General features: G+C 61.3%; 14 protein-coding genes. 4 read left to right on the top strand and 10 right to left on the bottom strand.

Going from position 1 to position 17,851, the window contains the following annotated elements:
• Window positions 1–16: 16 nt before the first annotated feature.
• The 9 genes from AC5Y6Y_RS02000 to AC5Y6Y_RS01960 form a co-directional block, all read right to left on the bottom strand.
• Complete coding sequence (locus AC5Y6Y_RS02000; protein WP_017205326.1) at window positions 17–1,636, bottom strand: fatty acid--CoA ligase; 1,620 nt, start codon at window positions 1,634–1,636, stop codon at window positions 17–19.
• 26 nt (window positions 1,637–1,662) lie between these two features.
• The gene (locus AC5Y6Y_RS01995; RefSeq protein ID WP_011560574.1) at window positions 1,663–2,316 is read right to left on the bottom strand and encodes a transglutaminase-like domain-containing protein; all 654 of its coding nucleotides are present in this window, start codon (window positions 2,314–2,316) and stop codon (window positions 1,663–1,665) included.
• Complete coding sequence (locus AC5Y6Y_RS01990) at window positions 2,313–3,770, bottom strand: cytochrome P450 (RefSeq protein WP_011560575.1); 1,458 nt, start codon at window positions 3,768–3,770, stop codon at window positions 2,313–2,315. Before AC5Y6Y_RS01990 ends, AC5Y6Y_RS01995 begins: the two co-directional genes overlap by 4 nt.
• A gap of 145 nt (window positions 3,771–3,915) precedes the next feature.
• Window positions 3,916–5,415, bottom strand: coding sequence for a flavin-containing monooxygenase (locus tag AC5Y6Y_RS01985; RefSeq protein ID WP_017205328.1), 1,500 nt, complete (start codon window positions 5,413–5,415; stop codon window positions 3,916–3,918).
• Between the two features lie 76 nt (window positions 5,416–5,491).
• Window positions 5,492–6,457 (bottom strand): alpha/beta hydrolase, encoded by a 966-nt coding sequence (locus tag AC5Y6Y_RS01980; protein WP_012296509.1) that lies wholly within the window; start codon window positions 6,455–6,457, stop codon window positions 5,492–5,494.
• Window positions 6,454–7,971, bottom strand: a complete 1,518-nt coding sequence (locus tag AC5Y6Y_RS01975; RefSeq protein ID WP_011560579.1) for a flavin-containing monooxygenase — start codon at window positions 7,969–7,971, stop codon at window positions 6,454–6,456. Before AC5Y6Y_RS01975 ends, AC5Y6Y_RS01980 begins: the two co-directional genes overlap by 4 nt.
• A 44-nt stretch (window positions 7,972–8,015) precedes the next feature.
• Window positions 8,016–9,509 (bottom strand): flavin-containing monooxygenase, encoded by a 1,494-nt coding sequence (locus AC5Y6Y_RS01970; RefSeq protein ID WP_011560580.1) that lies wholly within the window; start codon window positions 9,507–9,509, stop codon window positions 8,016–8,018.
• Entirely contained in the window at window positions 9,506–10,429 is a 924-nt protein-coding gene (locus AC5Y6Y_RS01965; RefSeq protein WP_005086594.1) for a hypothetical protein, read from the bottom strand. Before AC5Y6Y_RS01965 ends, AC5Y6Y_RS01970 begins: the two co-directional genes overlap by 4 nt.
• Window positions 10,430–10,442: 13 nt before the next feature.
• Window positions 10,443–11,297, bottom strand: coding sequence for an SDR family NAD(P)-dependent oxidoreductase (locus AC5Y6Y_RS01960; protein ID WP_011560581.1), 855 nt, complete (start codon window positions 11,295–11,297; stop codon window positions 10,443–10,445).
• A 128-nt stretch (window positions 11,298–11,425) separates the two neighbouring features.
• Between AC5Y6Y_RS01960 and AC5Y6Y_RS01955 the strand changes: the two genes are divergently transcribed.
• On the top strand, window positions 11,426–12,058 hold the full coding sequence (locus tag AC5Y6Y_RS01955) for a TetR/AcrR family transcriptional regulator (protein ID WP_005086596.1): 633 nt from the start codon (window positions 11,426–11,428) through the stop codon (window positions 12,056–12,058).
• A gap of 181 nt (window positions 12,059–12,239) precedes the next feature.
• On the opposite strand, the gene AC5Y6Y_RS01950 is transcribed toward AC5Y6Y_RS01955, so the two are convergent.
• Window positions 12,240–13,109: a metal-dependent hydrolase gene (locus tag AC5Y6Y_RS01950; protein ID WP_011560583.1), complete on the bottom strand. Its 870-nt coding sequence runs from the start codon at window positions 13,107–13,109 to the stop codon at window positions 12,240–12,242.
• 69 nt (window positions 13,110–13,178) lie between these two features.
• Between AC5Y6Y_RS01950 and AC5Y6Y_RS01945 the strand changes: the two genes are divergently transcribed.
• The 3 genes from AC5Y6Y_RS01945 to AC5Y6Y_RS01935 all read left to right on the top strand — a co-directional run bounded on the left by AC5Y6Y_RS01945 (window position 13,179) and on the right by AC5Y6Y_RS01935 (window position 17,837).
• A complete protein-coding gene (locus AC5Y6Y_RS01945; RefSeq protein ID WP_011560584.1) occupies window positions 13,179–13,853 on the top strand; it encodes a TetR/AcrR family transcriptional regulator in 675 nt (224 codons plus the stop codon).
• A 343-nt stretch (window positions 13,854–14,196) separates the two neighbouring features.
• Window positions 14,197–15,798: an acyl-CoA carboxylase subunit beta gene (locus AC5Y6Y_RS01940; protein ID WP_011560585.1), complete on the top strand. Its 1,602-nt coding sequence runs from the start codon at window positions 14,197–14,199 to the stop codon at window positions 15,796–15,798.
• A gap of 5 nt (window positions 15,799–15,803) precedes the next feature.
• Complete coding sequence (locus AC5Y6Y_RS01935; RefSeq protein ID WP_005116476.1) at window positions 15,804–17,837, top strand: ATP-binding protein; 2,034 nt, start codon at window positions 15,804–15,806, stop codon at window positions 17,835–17,837.
• The last annotated feature ends 14 nt before the right edge of the window (window positions 17,838–17,851 follow it).

Here is a 17,851-nt window from a genome sequence, read left to right as displayed (position 1 = left end):
TTCCAGGGATTTGACGTTATGACGTTTCGATTTCGATGAGGTATTCGCCGGCAGAGTGGCGCGCACGGATGACCTTTTTGTCGTACTTTCCGACGCTCGTCCTCGGAATATCGGACACGAAGCTCCATCGCTCGGGAATCCACCATTTGGCGACTTTGTCCGCAAGGAACGATCGGAGTTGGTCAATGTCAACGTCGGTTCCGGGGTGGACGACGACAAGCGCCAACGGCCTTTCCTGCCATTTATCGTCCGCGACGCCGACTACCGCCGCTTCGTACACGGCAGGGTGGCCGATCAGCGTGTTTTCCAGCTCCACCGAGGAGATCCATTCGCCACCTGACTTGATGACGTCTTTCGAGCGGTCGGTCAGTGTCAGATAGCCCTCGGCGTCGATCTTGCCCACATCACCGGTACGCAGCCATCCTTCGTCGAACTTCTCCGTATCGTTGTTTCCGAAATAGGACCCGGTGATCCAGGGACCGCGCGCCTGGATCTCCCCAACTGATTGCCCGTCCCACGGCACGTCTTTCCCGTCGTCGTCCCGCAACCGGATTTCGACACCGCAGATCGGTCGGCCCTGGGATGCGCGCAGCTCCCAGCGCCGCGTCGCGTCGGCTCTGTGAGCCGGACGTGCAACGGTCGCCAACGGAGAGGTTTCGGTCATACCCCAGGCCTGCACAATGGGCACGTCGTACTTCTCTTCGAATGCCCGCATCAACGAAAGCGGAACAGCAGACCCCCCGCACGCGACCAGCCGTAACGAAGAAATGTCCCGCTCAGGGTGCGAATCCAGATATCGGTCGACATCGTTCCAGATCGTCGGCACTGCACCGGCCAAGGTCGGTCTGGTGTCTTCGATGATCGACACCAACGGTTCGGCTTGGAGATACCGGTCAGGCAGTACCAGATCCGCACCGGACATCAACGCTGCGTAAATAAGCCCCCACGCATTGGCGTGAAACATTGGGACGATGGCCAGCACACGGTCGGCCTCGCTGACTGACAAAGCGTTAGCTGTGCAGGCGGTCAGGGAGTGAAGGTACGTCGAACGGTGGCTGTAGACGACGCCTTTGGGATCTCCGGTGGTACCGCTCGTATAACACATGGCCGCGGCGGACAGCTCGTCGAGCTCAGGCCAGTCAAATGATTCTTCTTGGCCGGCAAGCACTTCCTCGTAACGCAGAACGGTCTTCCCGCATCCCTGGAGCGGGGCAAGGTCGCCCTCTCCGGTGACGATGACGGTGTGCACCGACGCCATCGCTGGGAGCGCGCGCGCCAACAACGGGGCAACCGAAGCGTCGACTAGGACGATCTGATCGCTCGCGTGATTGGCGATGTACGCCAGTTGCTCTGGGGCCAAACGAATGTTGAGCGTGTGCAGGACCGCGCCCATGGAGGGAATCGCACAGTAGGCCTCCAGATGTTCCTGGTTGCTCCACTGGAAGGTGGCCACGCGTTGGTCTGCCGTGACGCCAAGACTGCGCAGCGCATTGGCAAGGCGAGCCACTCGCGCCAGCACAATGCGGTAAGGCGTTCTCCGATATCCATTTCCGGTCGGAGTGACGACCTCGCTGTCACCGTGTATGGCTGCCGCATGCTGGACGATCGCCGACACCGTGAGCGGAACATTTTGCATTGTGCTTTGCATCGTGTAGTGCCCTTTCAGGCGAAGAGGTCGGGACGGCTGTTCGGCTGATCGATGAATGTGCCGTAATGCGTTCTCAGTGCTTGCAGGATGTCTGCTAGGGGTAGATCGTCGTAGGCTCCCCGGTCGCGCAGATACTCCATGTGCTGGGTGCCGTCAGCGGTGAAACCATGGAGTAGCGCGTCGCTACGGCCGTCGAATTCGATCGGCGAGACACCGAAGCGTGCGCACAGCTCGCGATTGAACGCCGGGGTGGCCTTTACCCACGCACCGTTGAGGAACATGAGACTGTAGCCGTGGTAGACGAAAACGTCGCTACCACCCATCCGCTCGCGCAATGCCTTGGTCTGGAGGTGGTTTCGGACGTCGGCGAACCCCAGCCGCGCCGGGATTCCCGCCGCTCGGCACGCTGCAGTCAAGAGCACGGCCTTCGGGACGCAGTAGGCCCGTTCTGCGGTCGCGACGGTGCTGGCGCGATACGCGTGCGGGTTGTCGGTCACCGTGTAGGGGTCGTACCAAATGGAGTCACGGACCGCGGTGAAGATGGCGATGGCCTTCTCGGTGTCGCCGCAGGCACCACGGATCGCCGATGACACGAAGTCACGTACCGAATCTTGTTGCCAGTCAAGAAACTCCGTGGGTTCGAGGTAGGGGCTGTGGTCGACGGTCATCGGCGCTTCATCTCCAACGGAAGTCCGTCCACCGGAATGGGCAGCGAGGTGTTGTCCCATCGGACGTGATAGTTCTCCGGAACCTTCCAAGTGAACGAACGCAGCATCCTGTGCAGGATTGCTTTGACTTCGAGCGTCCCGAATTGCATGCCGATGCACTTGTGCGCTCCACCTCCGAACGGAACCCAGGCGAATCGGTGGTGTTGGTCTTCGCGCCGAGGCTCGTCGAAACGTGAGGGATCGAACCGCTCCGGATCACTCCAGATCGTTCGATCGAAGTGATTCACGGCAGGCGTTATAGCGCATAACGTGTTCGAGGGGATGTGATATCCATCGATGGCGACATCTCGAACCGTCTTGCGCATCACCAGCGGAACAGGTGCAAGCAGTCTGAGCGCTTCCTTGATCACGAGGTCGATGACCGTCATCTTCTCCAGGGCCTCGATGTCCGGCAACCCGTCACCGATGGCCGCGGCTTCCGCAGCCGCAGCCTCCTGCCACTGCGGATACTTGGCAAGGAAATAGGTGACCGCTGTGGTGGTGATCGTCGAGGTGTCGTGGGCCGCCATCATCAAGAAGATCATGTGATTCACCACATCCTCGTCGGAAAACCGCTCCCCGTCTTCGGTCGTGGCTTGACAGAGAGCAGCGAACAGATCCTCCGTTTCACCGGCTCGCGCGGCCGGCAGATGCCGGAAGAAGTAGTCCTCCAAAACGCGCCGCCCTTGCACACCAGCGCGGAATCTGGTTCCCGGAAGCGGAGCACGCACAAGGGAACTCGCCGCCCGGACCGTAGCGACGAACGCCTTGTTGACAGCATCGCTCTCGTCCTTGCCGCGGCCGCCCATGAAGACGTCGGTAGCGATGTCGAGGGTGAGTTCCTTCAACAGTGGGTAGATTCGAACCGACGGGCCCACCGGCCACGCAGGCACTGCCGAGCGAACGCATGGCGTTACCTGTTCGACGTATCCGGTCAGGCGCGGACGCGTAAACGCCTCCTGCATGATGCGCCGGTGCATCAAGTGCTCGTCGAAGCTCATGAGCATCAAACCGCGATGGAAGAAGGCGTCGATCAGGAAGGACCAGCCATCCTGAGAGAATGCTTTCGCTTCGCTCGTGAACGCCTCTCGAGTGGCGTCAGGGCCGGCGATGACCACCATCTTGGTGCCGAACGCGCCCATCCACGACACCGAACCCAGACGGTCGTAGCGCTCTCGACTGAAATCCGAGCCGAATCGGATGTAGTCGAGCGTGTGACCTACGAAGGGCAGTCCGGCATCCCCCCGGACGGCTTTCAATCCACTGCCCGCGGGTGCCGGTGCCAGTTCACGAACCGGCCAGTCCCGGCTCCATCGACGCCATCTGTCGTCGACGGCGTGAGGCGCGGGGACCATGATCACAGAGGACAACCGCTCCTTCACGTGGTGCGCAGGTGCGAGAAGGTGATTCGTCATGGTTCCTCCTGGACGCTGGGCCGCTTTGACGGCGTCCACCAGTCTTTACAAAGATGCCATTGATGTCAATATCTAGACATTATTGGCCTAGCGGTTAAGTGCGCGTCTCGTGCCCTTAGTCGGCCAGGCTCGGTTCTGCAGGGTCTCAGACCTTTAGACGCCCGACGTTTCTCAAGACGTAATCGCCGCTGTGCGGCTTCCGGGTAAGGAGTCGATAAACCAAGGTAGGCCCCGGCCAGTTCGTCGGGATTTCCCCGCTCGAGGTTCGATACCAGCTCGCACACAGCGCCCACACCGACCTCCGTAGTCGCCTTCTCAAGCGCGTGTTGTAGCGTTGCGCGCTCTCCGTCCTGACATCGATCGCATGACCCGGATGAGCAGCCACGGCTTTGATGAGCGTTGCGATGTGACGGACTTGTGACTCGATCATGTAGAGGATCGACCCCGAGCCCACATTCGTGTTGGGACCATAAAGCAGGAACAGGTTCGGGAACATGGGGACAGTGATGCCCAGATATGCGTACGCCTGGGTCTTCCACACCTCGGCCAAGGAGACTCCGCGAGAGCCGCGCACGGACATCGGGGCGAGAAAATCGGTGGCGCGAAACCCGGTTCCGTAGATCACGACATCTGCAGGACGAAACTCTCCATCCACGGTCTTGACACCGTTGTCGCAGAGCTCTGCGATAGCCTTCGGCACCAACGACACGCGATCACTCGCGATTGCTGGATAGTAATCATTCGAGAACAGCACTCGCTTGCACCCTGGCGCGTCCGAAGGCATCAATTGCTCGCGCAAAGATGGGCTAGCAACCTGCCGATGTAGGTGGCGGCGCGCGATCGCACCGAGGACGCGTGAGAGGGGCTTCGCGTCGACTAGCGTCACAGCGAGCAACTCGAAAATTAGCCATACCGCGAAACGCTCGAGGCGCAGCGCCATCGGCAATAACTCGCTCACCCTGTCGTGAAGGACTCCATACCTGCTGTCCCACTTCGGCAAGATCCACGGAGCCGTGCGCTGATATAGCGTGACATGCTCCGCCTCCTGGGCGATGTGTGGCACGAATTGGATGGCACTAGCTCCTGTGCCGATGACGGCTACTTGCTTGCCGCGAAGCGAAACCGATCGGTCCCAACGCGCCGAATGAAAGCGCGGCCCCTGGAAGGTGTCTGCGTCGGCAATAACGGGTACGTGGGGCAAGGAGAGCTGACCCACGGCCGAGACGACGACATCGCAGGTTATTGTCTCGTTCGAGTTCGTAACCAGGGTCCAACGCCCTAGCTGGTCATCGAAGGTCATTGCGACAACTTCGGTCTGGGTACGCAGATGCGCGGCCAGTCCGCCACTCTCCACGAGTTGTTGGAGGTACTTGAGTATCTCGGGTTGCTCGGCATATCGCCGTGACCAACGAGGATTGGGCTTGTACGAGAGTGAGTACAACGCTGACGGCACGTCGCAGGCCGCTCCCGGATAGGTGTTGTCACGCCAAACACCCCCGATGTCTGCAGCCTTTTCCAGGATCGTGAAGTTCGTGAACCCGTCCTTCTTCAGCCGGTGGGCCATCGCAACCCCGGCGAAGCCGGCCCCGATGATCACGATCGACGGATCGTATGCGCGACAGGCCGTCGCGAAGTTGCTGCTCATGAGGCAGAGACGACTGACTTCACGCTGCGGCGGTCGAGGTGGTGTAGGTGTAGGAGCATTGCCTGTTCGGACACTTTCACCTGACTTCCGAGGCTTCAAGGAAGCGTCCCGCTCGATGAATCGCGTCTCGGGCTTCGGGAAGAATCCGGAACATAGCCTGGAATACATGGATCTGTCCCCGGTATACCTGGATCTCGACGTGGGATCCAGCTGATTGAAGTCGCTCGGCGAGACGGCGCGAGTCATCGATCAACATTTCTCTCCCGCCCACCTGAATGAGGATCGGCGGCATCGAGGTGAGGTCCGCGTCAAGCACGCTGAGGCGCGGATCTCCGCGATCTGCGCCACCTACGTAGAGGTCAAGAGCGCGCGCCGCTGATTGAGCGGAGGCAAAAGGATCCCGGCGGCGAATTTCACGCGCTCTGGCAAGTTCGCACCTGAGATCCAGGACGGGAGACATCAGCAGCATCGCATCAGGGAGCGGCAATCCAACTGCACGTGCGCCCAAGGCCGTGGCCATCGTGAGCTGACCGCCCGCTGAATCGCCGGCAACCGCGACGGTGCGCTGACAAGAACCCGGGGACCCTCCGCTGGTAAGCCAGCGATACGCATTCAGCGCATCGTCCGCGGCTGCGGGATAGGGATACCGCGGGGCAAGACGATACTTCACTGCGAAGATGGGGCGCCCGCTCGCCGAGGCGAGTTCACCAAGAAGACCGCGGTGCGTCTCCGGCGAGCACATAGAATAGGCGCCGCCGTGGATGTACAGCAAAGGGTTGGCATGCGGATTAATGGCAGGCGTGGTGATCCAGTCCCCACGAACCGGGCCTCCGGCGAATACAGTGTCAACCTTGCGCACTGTGACGCCGCGCCGAGGCCGTGAGGCTACGAGCGCTGTTCGAAGCACGCGATCCATCACCGCAAGTCCGTAGGCGTTTGATGGCATCAGCTGCGCCAGTGGCCGCAGCGTGGTTCGCGAGGACATCGCGACGAGATGACTGGCAAGACTGGGCTGCCAGTCAGGGGCATCCATTCTGGTCACCGGGGACACACCTCTTCGGGCCGATTCTCGAATCGGTAGTCCGAGAGGCGAAAGGTGCGGCTCCGCCAATAGGTCTCCAGAGTCGTTGATGGACGGAGTGGAACGTCACCGTGCCTGTCGAAGTAGTAGCTGTTGGCATTGGAACAGCTCGGCTGCCAGAAAACCTGTCTGTGACGCCGCCTTAGCACTTCGGCGAAATAACGGTCGTTCGCCTCCTTCTTGACCTCCACGCAGTTAGCACCCAGCGCCCGCGCGCGACGAAGACACCGGACGATGTGCCGACTCTGCGCCTCGATGAGCGTGAAGTACGAGGAACCGTTGTAGCCGTACGGGCCGAAGATGTTGAAATGATTCGGAAATCCCGGGACGCTCACCCCTTCGAAGGCCTGCAGTCGATGCTCGTCCCACCATGTAGCCTGCTCCAGCCCGCCGCGTCCCTTCAATACGTAAGTTGGCATGTTGCCCGACTCCATCACTTTGAAGCCGGTGGCCAGGATCAAGACGTCAATGGGATGAGCTTTGCCGTCTCGAGTATGGACGGATGCATGGTCGATATGGGTTATGCCGCTCGTCTCGAGCGAAACGTTGGACCGGTTGTACGTTGCGAGATAGGAATTGTGGAAGCTGGGTCGTTTACAGCCCAACGAGTAGCGCGGAATGAGTTGTTCTCTCGTCGTCGGGTCATGGACCTCACGCCGCATGTACCGCTTTGCGGCGCTCTCCATGACATCGGCGAACGGTATCACCGTATGAAAGTGAGCGGCGATTGGGAAAGTGATTTCCACGAACGCCTGGCTGGCGGTCCGGGTCGCCAATTGTGCCCCCGGCAGGAAATGTAGAAGCCTTCCACCCCACGTCGGTATGGGGAAGTCTGGCTTCGGCAGACAATAAATTGGAGTTCGCTGAAATACCGTCAGACTCTCTGCTTTCTTTGCGACTTCGGGTATCAGTTGCACCGCCGATGCACCGGTACCGATTACTGCAACCCTCTTCCCGCTGAGATCTTTGGCATTGTCCCATCTAGCCGTGTGGAGCGTAACGCCGGCGAAATCTCGCACCCCCTTGATTTCAGGCCACTTTGGCCGACTGAGAACGCCGGAGCAATTTATCACGAAGCGTGCCGTGAACTCCTCACCATTGGCACTGGTCAAATGCCACCGTGTTGCGTTCTCGTCGAAACAAGCCTCGGTAATGGTTGTGTTGAAACGAATATGGTCCCAGAGCCGATACTTTTCAACACATCGCTCGGCATAGGCTTTGAGCTCATTGCCGTGGGCGTACGTGCGCGACCAAGAGGGCCGCATTTCGTATGAGAATTGATAACTGAACGACGGTATATCGACAGCGATACCCGGGTAGGTGTTCCAGTGCCACGTACCACCTACGCCATCGGCGTCATCAACCATCAAGAAGTCGGTAAATCCCGCCTTCATCAAGCTAATGCCAGACCCGATGCCGGAAAATCCAGCTCCTATGATAATTATCTCGTAATTACGGTCGGACTTGCGATCCATTCCTGTATTTCACCGTTCTGACGGTCAGCCCTGCAAACTTGTATTCAGAGTGATTGCGTCAGCTCGACGTGTGTATCGTCGCGCCGGGTTATCACGTAATCATGAGGATCCAAGCGGGATAGTTCTCTCATAAACTGGGTCGCGAAACCTGGGTACATCGTGCCGTTGTAGCCGTCCTCGGTCAAATACCAACTGCTGCACCCCGAATTCCAAGTCGTTCGTCGAAGGCGGCGCTGAATTTCGGAGTGATAGCGGTCCTGACGATCCTCCCTCACATCCAAAGTGCCGATGTCATTTTGCTGAAGGAGCTTGATCGCCTTGACTATATAGTCAATTGCAGCCTCCATATATACGAGCGCCGAGTTGTGGCCTGGCCCGGAATTCGGTCCGAAAGTGAAGAATAAGTTCGGATACCCGGCCACGCTCACGCTCTTGAAGGCAAATGTCCCCTGAGACCATTCATCGCCGAGCTTCCGACCGCCGAGGCCGCTAATCGGGAACGGGGTGCCACGTTTGGCCACATCGAAGCCAGTGGCAAATACGATACAGTCCACTTCGTGCTCGACACCGTCGGCGGTCCGAACACCGTTGGGTGACAATGTGGCGATCGGCCAGCTGATCAGCTTGCAGTTATCCGCCTGTAGCGCAGGGTAATAATCACTGGTCATGAGCATGCGCTTGCATCCAGGCCTGAAATGGGGCGTCAACTGACGTCTCAACCAGGAGTCTTTCACCTGCCGACGGAGATGAGCCTTGGCCGCCAGCTGTATCGCGGACGTCGCGGCGGTGTTCCAGACCATACCCACTGCCATCACTTCGTGGGCCCAAAACCACGCGTCGCGGAGCGCTTGTTCGCTCACCGGCAGGTGTGTGAAGGTCGAACGCGCCCAGGCCGGATGCCTGAAGTTCACCCTGGGCAACACCCAGCCGGGCGTTCTCTGGAAGACTTTGACCGAGGCAGCCGACTTTACGAGCTCGGGAATGATCTGAACCGCGCTCGCGCCTGTCCCGATGACTGCAACCCTCTTACCGCCGAGATCGTAGCCATGGTCCCATCGAGCGCTGTGGATCTTTTTTCCACCGTACGAGTCAATACCCCGAATATCGGGAAAGCTGGCGTTGGCAAGTGGTCCACTGGCCATCACAACTGACCGGGTGTGATACCGCTTTCCATCTGCCGTGTCGGCCATCCAGATGCCGGCACTCTCATCGAATTCCAAGGCAGTCACGTCGGTATCAAACTGGATGAACCGGGCAAGATCGTACTTGTCGACCATATCGTCGATATATTCGAGGATCTCAGCGCTCCCCGAGTAGGTACGAGTCCAGCCCGGATTCGGCTCGAACGAGTAGGAGTAGAGAAGCGAGGGAATATCGCAGGCCGCACCGGGATAAGTATTGTCTCGCCAGGTGCCTCCGACGCGATCTGACCGTTCCAGGATGACGAAGTCATCCGTGCCCTCTTGAAGCAGTCTGATCGCCGCACCGATACCTGCGAACCCGGCGCCGACGATCAACGTCGTCGTGGTGCCTGTCATTTGGCAACCGGTTCGTAGGTCAGTTCGTCCGTCCAGGATGGCGGCCGACCGAAAATCTGAACAGGGAAAACATCGATCGCATTGCCAAGGCGCTGAGACACGAAGTGCAGAGGCTGGGACCGCTTGATGGACGACGACATGTGCGCCTTCAAGATGTGATAGCCGGGCACCCTCCGCGTATGCTCACTGCGATCGCCGACATTGGCATACCGCGTCACTGCGTTGTATAACTTCTCCTCGGACAGACCCATAGCGTTGAGATTCATCAACATGCGCGTCAGGAGCGGGATATACAGCAACGCGCCGGTGAGAATGCGCGGGTCGACAAGAGCACCCGCAGTTTGAATGGCGTGGATTCGCATCGGGCTGGCGCCCAGGTCATTCAAGACCTGGAAGCCAACCGCGAGATGCCTTGATTCGTCGCTGTTGACCTTGTTGAACACCTCCCCGCACACAGGGTCGTCAACCTCATCGAGGAGAAACTTCAGCAGCGCTCCATCGAGCGCAGTCTCCAGTGCCGGAATCGCGGCCCCGATGACGGTCAGGGGCAGGGCTTCCGCATAACGGTCCAGCCATTCGATGACCAGCCGAATATTCTTGTTCGGGACCGGTTTCTCGCCTTCCTCGAGCATGCCCCAGCGACGCATCAAGGCAAGTTCGGCATTGGCGTGACGCTGCTCCTCGGCGTGAAAGTAACGGTAAATGTCTCCGAGCGCTTCGAATGGCGCCTTTGGAGCCATCGCGGCGAAGGCACGTGCTCCAACATGCTCAATCCACACCACGTCGGACATGAATTGCTTGAGTTTGGGACGCTGTTCATCGGTGATCAGTTCCGCGCCAGGGGCGTTCCAATCGATATCGGCAAGAGCCCATTGCTTGTTTTTGATTGTCTCGAGCATGTCACTGTATGCGAAAGCCATTTTCCCTGCTCCTCTACTCGGCTGAATCGTTCCATGAGGCCATGCGCTCCACGAGGCCCAGCGTGCGAGTAAAGGGGCCGGGTAGGGCTCTCTTGAGTTGCCACAAGACTTTGGCATCGAGTTGGGGTACTACATAAATTTGTCCGCGATCGTGCGCGTTCAACGTCGTTCGAGCAACGTGCTGTGGCGAAATGCCGGTCCATTTCATCAGGTTGGCCGCGAGTCTTGCAGCCGCCTCGTCGATTTGAGGATTGTTGACGATGTTCGTCTTCACGAAGGTGGGGCAAAGCACTGTGACGTTGATGTCAGTACCGCTCAGTTCGGCCGCCAATGTCTCCGACAGAGCGAGCACCCCGGCCTTGCTCACGTTGTAAGCCGCCATCCGAGGGGCCGAGCCAAAGCTCGCTGCCGACGCCACATTGATGACTCCGCCATGCCCATTGCTGCGGAGCCGAGGCACAAAAGTCTCGCAGCCGTAGATAACGCCCCAGAGGTTGACAGAAATCGCCGCGTTCCAGTCCTCGATCGACGTCGCGCCGATGCGGTTGCCGCCCGCACCGATTCCGGCGTTGTTGATGACGAGGCTCGCAGCCTTCTCGAACCAGTCTTCGCTCACATCAGCGAGGTTGCGGACCTGCTCAAGATCGGTGACATCGCATTCGATGTCGAAGCCCTCGCCGCCAGCCTGCCTCACCAACTCTGCCGACTCTTTTGCAGTGACGGGATCTTTGTCGGCGCACACCACGCGTCCACCTCGGCGCGCAAGCTCCACGGCGAATGCGCGGCCGATACCGCTTCCTGCGCCCGTGACGACTGCATCGGCGCGGTGCGTTCTGCCTGGTGCGCCGCCGAAGGGCAGCAATCTCATCCGTCTGCCTTTCGGGTCGCGACATGGACGTCTGCTGTGGGGAAACTCTCATCTGGGGGCACCAGCCACCATTGGTGTCGCATGCCACCAGTTTGGTGGTGGAACGAGCACCTTGTCAAGATGGAGAGGTGCGGTCGAGAAACAAGCGCTGGGGTGGTCGGACCGGGGCCGAGCGTCGTGCCGAGCGACGGCAGCAATTGATCGAGGCCGCAACCGAGATTTGGAGTGAGAGCGGTTGGGCCGCGGTCACTATGCGCGGCGTATGCGCCCGCACAGGGCTGAACGATCGATACTTCTACGAGGGCTTCAAGACGCGCGATGAGCTGCTCGTTGCTGCGTGGGATGGCGTCCGCAATGACATGCTCGGCGAGGTCGCCGCGCTCTTCAACGAGCGTGCGAATCGGCCGCCGATCGAAACCATCACCGCGGCGATCACCATCGTGGTCGACCGGATCGCACGCGATCCCGGCCGGGCACGCATCCTCCTCGCTCAGCATGTCGGTAGCTCACCGCTACAAGACCGCCGCGCCGTGGCGCTACAGGAAGCAACGCAGTTGGTCGTTGAGGCAAGCCGGCCACACCTCCGACAAGATGCCGACGAGATAGCCCTTCGCATGGACACCCTGATCGCTGTCGGGGGATTCGTCGAAGTCATCACCGCCTGGCACTCCGGTTTGCTTGCGGTGACCGAGAAAGAAGTGGTCGCGCACACCAGCAGACTTGCTGAAACCCTGGCTCAACGCTATGTCATCAGCGACTGATCGAGGCTCACAACAGGCCAGCCAGCCCCGTGGCGATCGCTGCGAACCGCATTTGCGGGTCCGACCGCCACCTTCACCGGCCACCGAGCACCGAATCCGTGAGTCACCGACGCGTCGCACCCTGTTCGGAAGGAGCGACGCAGGAACGGTGCTCCTGCGTCGCCGCACTTCCGCATCTTTGCTATCCCGACGAAGCGATAACTCGCTGTGAACCGTCTTGGTCGAACAGTTCTTTGCTCCAATGCTCCAGGACCGCGGCGCTGTCCCAATCATCAGGATGGAAACCCGGGCGATTGTAGGAACGGAAACGCCGCAGCGCATCGGCGGTGAACATCGGGGTGCGACTAAAGCGGTACAGACTGCGCACCAGGGTGACCGGGTTATATGAGGCTCTATCAGCGGCCATAGACAAGGCAGTCTGCAGAATGAGCTCGCCGAACAGAATTACTGAAGCGATCCGCATGCCCCGTACACGGGTGCGCTCGGTTGCTCCCACCAGCCGATAGACATCAAAGGCAACCGCTTTGTGCTCCGACTCCTCGAAGGCATGCCACAGCAGAATCGGTCGAACCTCTGTCTGGCCGATGAGCTTCTGGGCGTCTTCGCTGGTAAGAATGATTTCTGCCAGCGTAGCGGTGTAGTGCTCCAACGCGGAGGTCATGGACAGCCGCATTTCCGGCGAAAAGCGCCGTTCCAATCGCTTGATCAAGCGTCCGACATGACGGTCGATTCGCGCGGTCGGATAACCCATGACCTGGAGTCGCTCGTTTAGGAGACGATGCTGGTGTCGATGTGTGGCCTCTTGTCCGATGAAACCCTTGACCGCTGTCTCTAGTTGGGGATCGTCGATGGAACTCTGGAAGTTCCTGACCGAGCGGATGAAGAAATCCTCGCCTTCCGGGAACGTCGCAGAAAGCACCGAGATGAAATGGCTCATCACCAGGTCGCCATCGACAAAATGTTGCCGCTTCGTGGAGGTCGGCATCGGAAACCGAACGCGCCTGGGTTTTGGCAGCACCCGGGTCGGGGTCGGGGCTTGATCGTCCGACATTTGAGGTCCTTCCTCGAAGTTTGGATCTGACTTTATGCCTTGTCAGATAAGACTGCCAGACTGTAGGACATGAGTCCAGCACGTGTCTATGGCGGGCTGTCCGCAACTCAACGCGATGCACAGCGTCGCGTGATGTTGATTGATGCCGCGGTCTCAATCATGGGCACCCACGGAGCTACCGCGTGCACCGTGACCGCCGTGTGTGCGAAATCAGGAGTGACGAGCCGGTACTTCTACCAACAGTTTCGCGATCGAGACGCGCTCTTGCGTGCGGTATTTGCCAAGATCTCCACTACCTTCCAAGCGGTGATAACCAGCGCCATTCCGGACGACACGGTTGCTCCTCAAGAACTGGCTTACGCTCCGATCAAGGCCCTGGTTCAGGTGATCGAGAACGATCCCCGCATGGCCCGCATACTGTTTGTCGAGTCGGGCGCAGAACCCCTCCTTCGGCAGCTGCGAAGCGATCTGATGACCGATTTTGCGGAGCTGGTGCTCAGAGAGGCCCGCTTGCACCTCGATATACCCAGCGATGTGCTCCAAGTCGCAGATCTCGCCGCTACCTACGGTGTCGGGGGCCTGTTCGAGATACTCCGTCGCTGGATAGATGGACAACTGAACCTCTCGACTGAAATGCTCATCGAGCACTGTGCGGGTTTTCTCGGCATTCTCGGCCTGTATACCCTCGGACAGGCGCCTGATCAGGCCGCTCCGCCGCTGGCCAAAGCCGAGGAGACCCGATAGATTCTGGCCGACCGGCGTTATGCACTACTCGGTTGGCTGAAGGGCATGGCGCGACACTGACAATCGCTGCGGGTGTTCACCCGAGATCGCGAACCGTAGACTCCACGCGCGCCGGACGAGGAACTCGATACGACCTCGCACGGGCCCTGTGTGCCGTCCCTCCCCAGTCAATTCCTTCGATCGCTCGATCTGCAGCGAACGCACCGCTTCGATCCTCGCCATTCGACGGAACCACGGCGCGGAACAAATCCGACGCCCGCCTGCGCCGTTGTCACCTGATGTTAATTGCGGCTAACATCAGCGCCTAGTAGATCGACGTCGATGCTCGCCCGGAAGGAAAACTTTGGTACAGGTCCTGCCCGATCGGGTCGACGACACCGCGCCCGGCTATCTCAAGAACCGCGAAGGACTGAGCGCGCAACTCGACACCATCGCGGAGCAACTGGCGCTGGTCAACGGCGGCGGCGGCGCGAAATACGTTGCGCGCCACCGTAAGCGGGGCAAGCTGCTTGTCCGCGAGCGCATCGAGCTGATGCTCGACCCCGACACGGCGTTCCTCGAACTATGCCCCTTCGCCGCCTGGGGCAGTAAGTTCCCCGTCGGCGGTAGCGTGGTGGTAGGCATCGGCGTGGTCGAGGGCATCGAGTCGATGATCATCGCCCACGACCCCACCGTCCGCGGCGGCGCATCGAACCCTTATACCTTCCGCAAGGTGTTCCGCGGCATGGCCATCGCGCGGGAGAACCGACTGCCCATCATCAACATCGTCGAATCTGGCGGCGCCGACCTGCCCACACAGGCAGAGATCTTCGTGCCCGGCGGACAGCTGTTCCACGACTTGACCCAGCACAGCGCAGCGGGGCTGCCGACACTGGCCCTGGTCTTCGGCAACTCGACCGCGGGAGGTGCGTACGTCCCGGGCATGTGCGACTACGTCGTGATGGTGCGCAACCGTTCCAAGGTGTTCCTCGGCGGTCCGCCGCTGGTCAAGATGGCCACGGGCGAGGTCTCCGATGACGAGTCGCTCGGCGGCGCCGACATGCACGCCCGCACCTCGGGGCTGGCCGATTACATGGCCGAGGACGAGCAGGATGCGATCCGCATCGGCCGTCGCATCATGGCGCGGCTCAACTGGCGGAAGAACGGCCCCGGACCCACCACGCCGCCGCACCCACCGGTGCACGACCCCGATCAGCTGCTCGGCATCGCGTCGGTCGATCCGAAGGTGCCCTTCGACCCCCGCGACGTCATCGCCCGAGTGGTCGACGGCTCGGCCTTCGACGAGTTCAAACCTCTCTACGGCACGTCACTCGTCACCGGCTGGGCCTCGATCCACGGCTTCCCGGTCGGCATCCTCGCAAACGCACGGGGCATCCTGTTCAGTGAGGAGGCCGAGAAAGGTTCGCAGTTCATCCAACTGGCAAATCAGATCGACACCCCCCTCATCTTCCTGCAGAACACCACCGGTTTCATGGTCGGTGCCGAGTACGAACAGGGCGGCATCATCAAGGACGGCGCCAAGATGATCAACGCCGTATCAAACAGCACGGTCCCCCACGTGACCATCACCATGGGTGCGTCCTACGGTGCCGGGAACTACGGCATGTGCGGGCGATCGTACTCACCGCGTTTCCTATTCGCTTGGCCTAACTCGAAGTCGGCCGTGATGGGTCCGGCGCAACTGGCCGGAGTGCTGTCCATCGTGGCGCGCGAGTCCGCCGCCGACCGCGGGCTGCCCTTCGACGAGCAGGCCGACGCCCAGATGCGCGCCGCCGTCGAGGAACAGATCGAGCGCGAATCCGTCGCACTGGCCAACAGCGGCCGACTTTACGACGACGGGATCATCGATCCCCGCGATACGCGGACCGTTCTCGGGTTCTGCCTGTCGGTGATCCACAACGGCGAGGTCCGTGGCCAGCGTGGCTACGGCGTGTTCCGGATGTGATGGCGATGCCCAAGATCCGCAAGGTCCTGGTCGCCAACCGTGGCGAGATCGCGCGGCGGGTGTTCCGCACTTGCCGCGATCTCGGGATCGCCACCGTCGCGGTCTATTCCGACGCCGACGCCGACGCGTGGCACGTCGCCGACGCCGACGAGGCCGTGCACCTTCCCGGCTCGTCTGCCGCCGAGACCTACCTCGACATCCACCGGATCATCGCCGCTGCCTCGCTCACCGGCGCGGACGCAGTACACCCCGGCTACGGCTTCCTTTCGGAAAACGCCGGGTTCGCGCGCGCCTGTGCCGCCGCCGACCTCGTCTTCATCGGTCCGCCGCCCGGGGCGATCGACGCGATGGGCTCGAAGCTGCAGGCCAAGAAGACGATGTCCGACGCGGGGGTGCCTGTGCTGCCCGGTGGCGACACGACGGGGCTATCGGCCGAGCAGCTGGCGAAGCTGGCCGCCGACGTCGGCTACCCCGTGCTGGTCAAGGCCAGCGCCGGCGGCGGTGGCCGAGGCATGCGCATTGTCGCGTCGCCGGACGAGCTCGACGAAGCGGTCACCTCCGCTTCGCGTGAGGCCGCCGCCGCGTTCGCCGACGGCACCGTCTTCCTCGAGCGTTACGTCCAGCGCCCACGCCACGTCGAGATCCAGATCATGGCCGACACGCACGGAAACGTCGTCTCTCTGTTCGAGCGCGAGTGCTCCGTGCAGCGTCGACACCAGAAGGTGATCGAGGAGGCGCCGTCACCGGTCGTCGACGACGCGTTGCGCGCTCGGATGAGCGAGGCCGCCATCGCCGCCGCGCGCGCCGTCGGCTACGTAGGCGCCGGGACGGTCGAGTTCGTCTACGACGCCGCTCAGGATGGCAAAGCCGACTCCTTCGCCTTCCTAGAGATGAACACCCGGCTGCAGGTCGAGCACCCGGTTACCGAGCTGATCACCGGCCTCGACCTGGTGCGTGCCCAGCTGCTCGTAGCCATGGGCCGCCCGCTGCCTGAGGAGATGCACAACCCGCGAATTCGCGGTCACGCGGTCGAGGCCCGGCTGTGCGCCGAGGATCCGGCCGATGACTACCGGCCCTGTACCGGCACCCTGCGCACCTTGGATGTCCCGGCGCTTGCCGGCGTGCGGGTTGACTCGGGTTTTCGTGCCGGTTCGGTCATCAGTCATTACTACGATTCGCTGCTGGCCAAGGTCATCGCGTGGGCACCAACGCGCGACGAGGCACTTGCCAGCCTCTCGGCGGCGCTGGCCGGCGCCCGTATTCACGGCGTGACCACCAATCGCAACCTGCTTGTTCGCGTCCTGCGCCATGACGAGTTCGCCGGGCGGGGCACCGACACTGGGTTCCTTGACCGACACGACGTCGCCCAACTCGGCGCTGCCCTCCCAGACACGCAGTCCGAGCGCCTGCACGCCGTCGCGGCGACCGTGGCCGGGGTGGCCGCGCGGCGTGCCGTCGCAACTCTGCAGGCCACGTTGCCCGCCGGCTGGCGCAACAACCCTTCGCAGCCGCAGACCACAACCTGGCAGACCCAGGGCGGGCGCGAAGTGCGCGTCGGGTACACGTTAGGTTCGACAGGGACCTGCCTGCAGGTCGACGACGAGCCGTTGGCCGACGTCGAGGTTGTCGAGGGCAGTAGCGAGCGGGTGGTGCTGCGCGTCGACGGGGTGCGCCGCACTTATGATGTCGTCCTCGACGGCGATGTTGCCCACCTCGACTCGGTCGCCGGCTACTCCGCCCTGCGGCTGGCGCCACGCTTCGTCGACCCGAGCACTCTGAACCCGCCCGGGTCGCTCACCGCGCCGATGCCGGGCTCGGTGATCCGACTACCGGTCGCCGAGGGCGAGACGGTGTCAGCCGGTCAAACGCTCGTCGTCCTGGAGGCGATGAAGATGGAGCACACCGTCGCGAGCCCGATCGACGGGGTGCTGAGCGCCCTGCCGGTCCAGGTCGGCCATCAGGTCTCGAGCGGTGACGTCCTCGCCGTGGTCGAGGCGGTGGACGGCGGTGAAGTGGCGTCGGACGCCACGGAGCTCTAATGAAGCCGGCGCGC

It is taken from the genome of Mycobacterium sp. NGS24 (assembly GCF_059813065.1).
The sequence above is the reverse complement of the archived record's forward strand: the minus strand, read 5'-3'. Positions and strand labels throughout refer to the sequence as shown.

Coding starts and splice junctions, on each gene's coding strand:
- AC5Y6Y_RS01975 (WP_011560579.1), bottom strand. CDS start 7,971: ATGGATCGCAAGTCCGACCGTAATTACGAGATAATTATCATAGGAGCT.
- AC5Y6Y_RS01990 (WP_011560575.1), bottom strand. CDS start 3,770: ATGACGAATCACCTTCTCGCACCTGCGCACCACGTGAAGGAGCGGTTG.
- AC5Y6Y_RS01965 (WP_005086594.1), bottom strand. CDS start 10,429: ATGGCTTTCGCATACAGTGACATGCTCGAGACAATCAAAAACAAGCAA.
- AC5Y6Y_RS01935 (WP_005116476.1), top strand. CDS start 15,804: ATGCCCAAGATCCGCAAGGTCCTGGTCGCCAACCGTGGCGAGATCGCG.
- AC5Y6Y_RS01950 (WP_011560583.1), bottom strand. CDS start 13,109: ATGTCGGACGATCAAGCCCCGACCCCGACCCGGGTGCTGCCAAAACCC.
- AC5Y6Y_RS01995 (WP_011560574.1), bottom strand. CDS start 2,316: ATGACCGTCGACCACAGCCCCTACCTCGAACCCACGGAGTTTCTTGAC.
- AC5Y6Y_RS02000 (WP_017205326.1), bottom strand. CDS start 1,636: ATGCAAAATGTTCCGCTCACGGTGTCGGCGATCGTCCAGCATGCGGCA.
- AC5Y6Y_RS01945 (WP_011560584.1), top strand. CDS start 13,179: ATGAGTCCAGCACGTGTCTATGGCGGGCTGTCCGCAACTCAACGCGAT.
- AC5Y6Y_RS01960 (WP_011560581.1), bottom strand. CDS start 11,297: ATGAGATTGCTGCCCTTCGGCGGCGCACCAGGCAGAACGCACCGCGCC.
- AC5Y6Y_RS01985 (WP_017205328.1), bottom strand. CDS start 5,415: ATGAGCAGCAACTTCGCGACGGCCTGTCGCGCATACGATCCGTCGATC.
- AC5Y6Y_RS01970 (WP_011560580.1), bottom strand. CDS start 9,509: ATGACAGGCACCACGACGACGTTGATCGTCGGCGCCGGGTTCGCAGGT.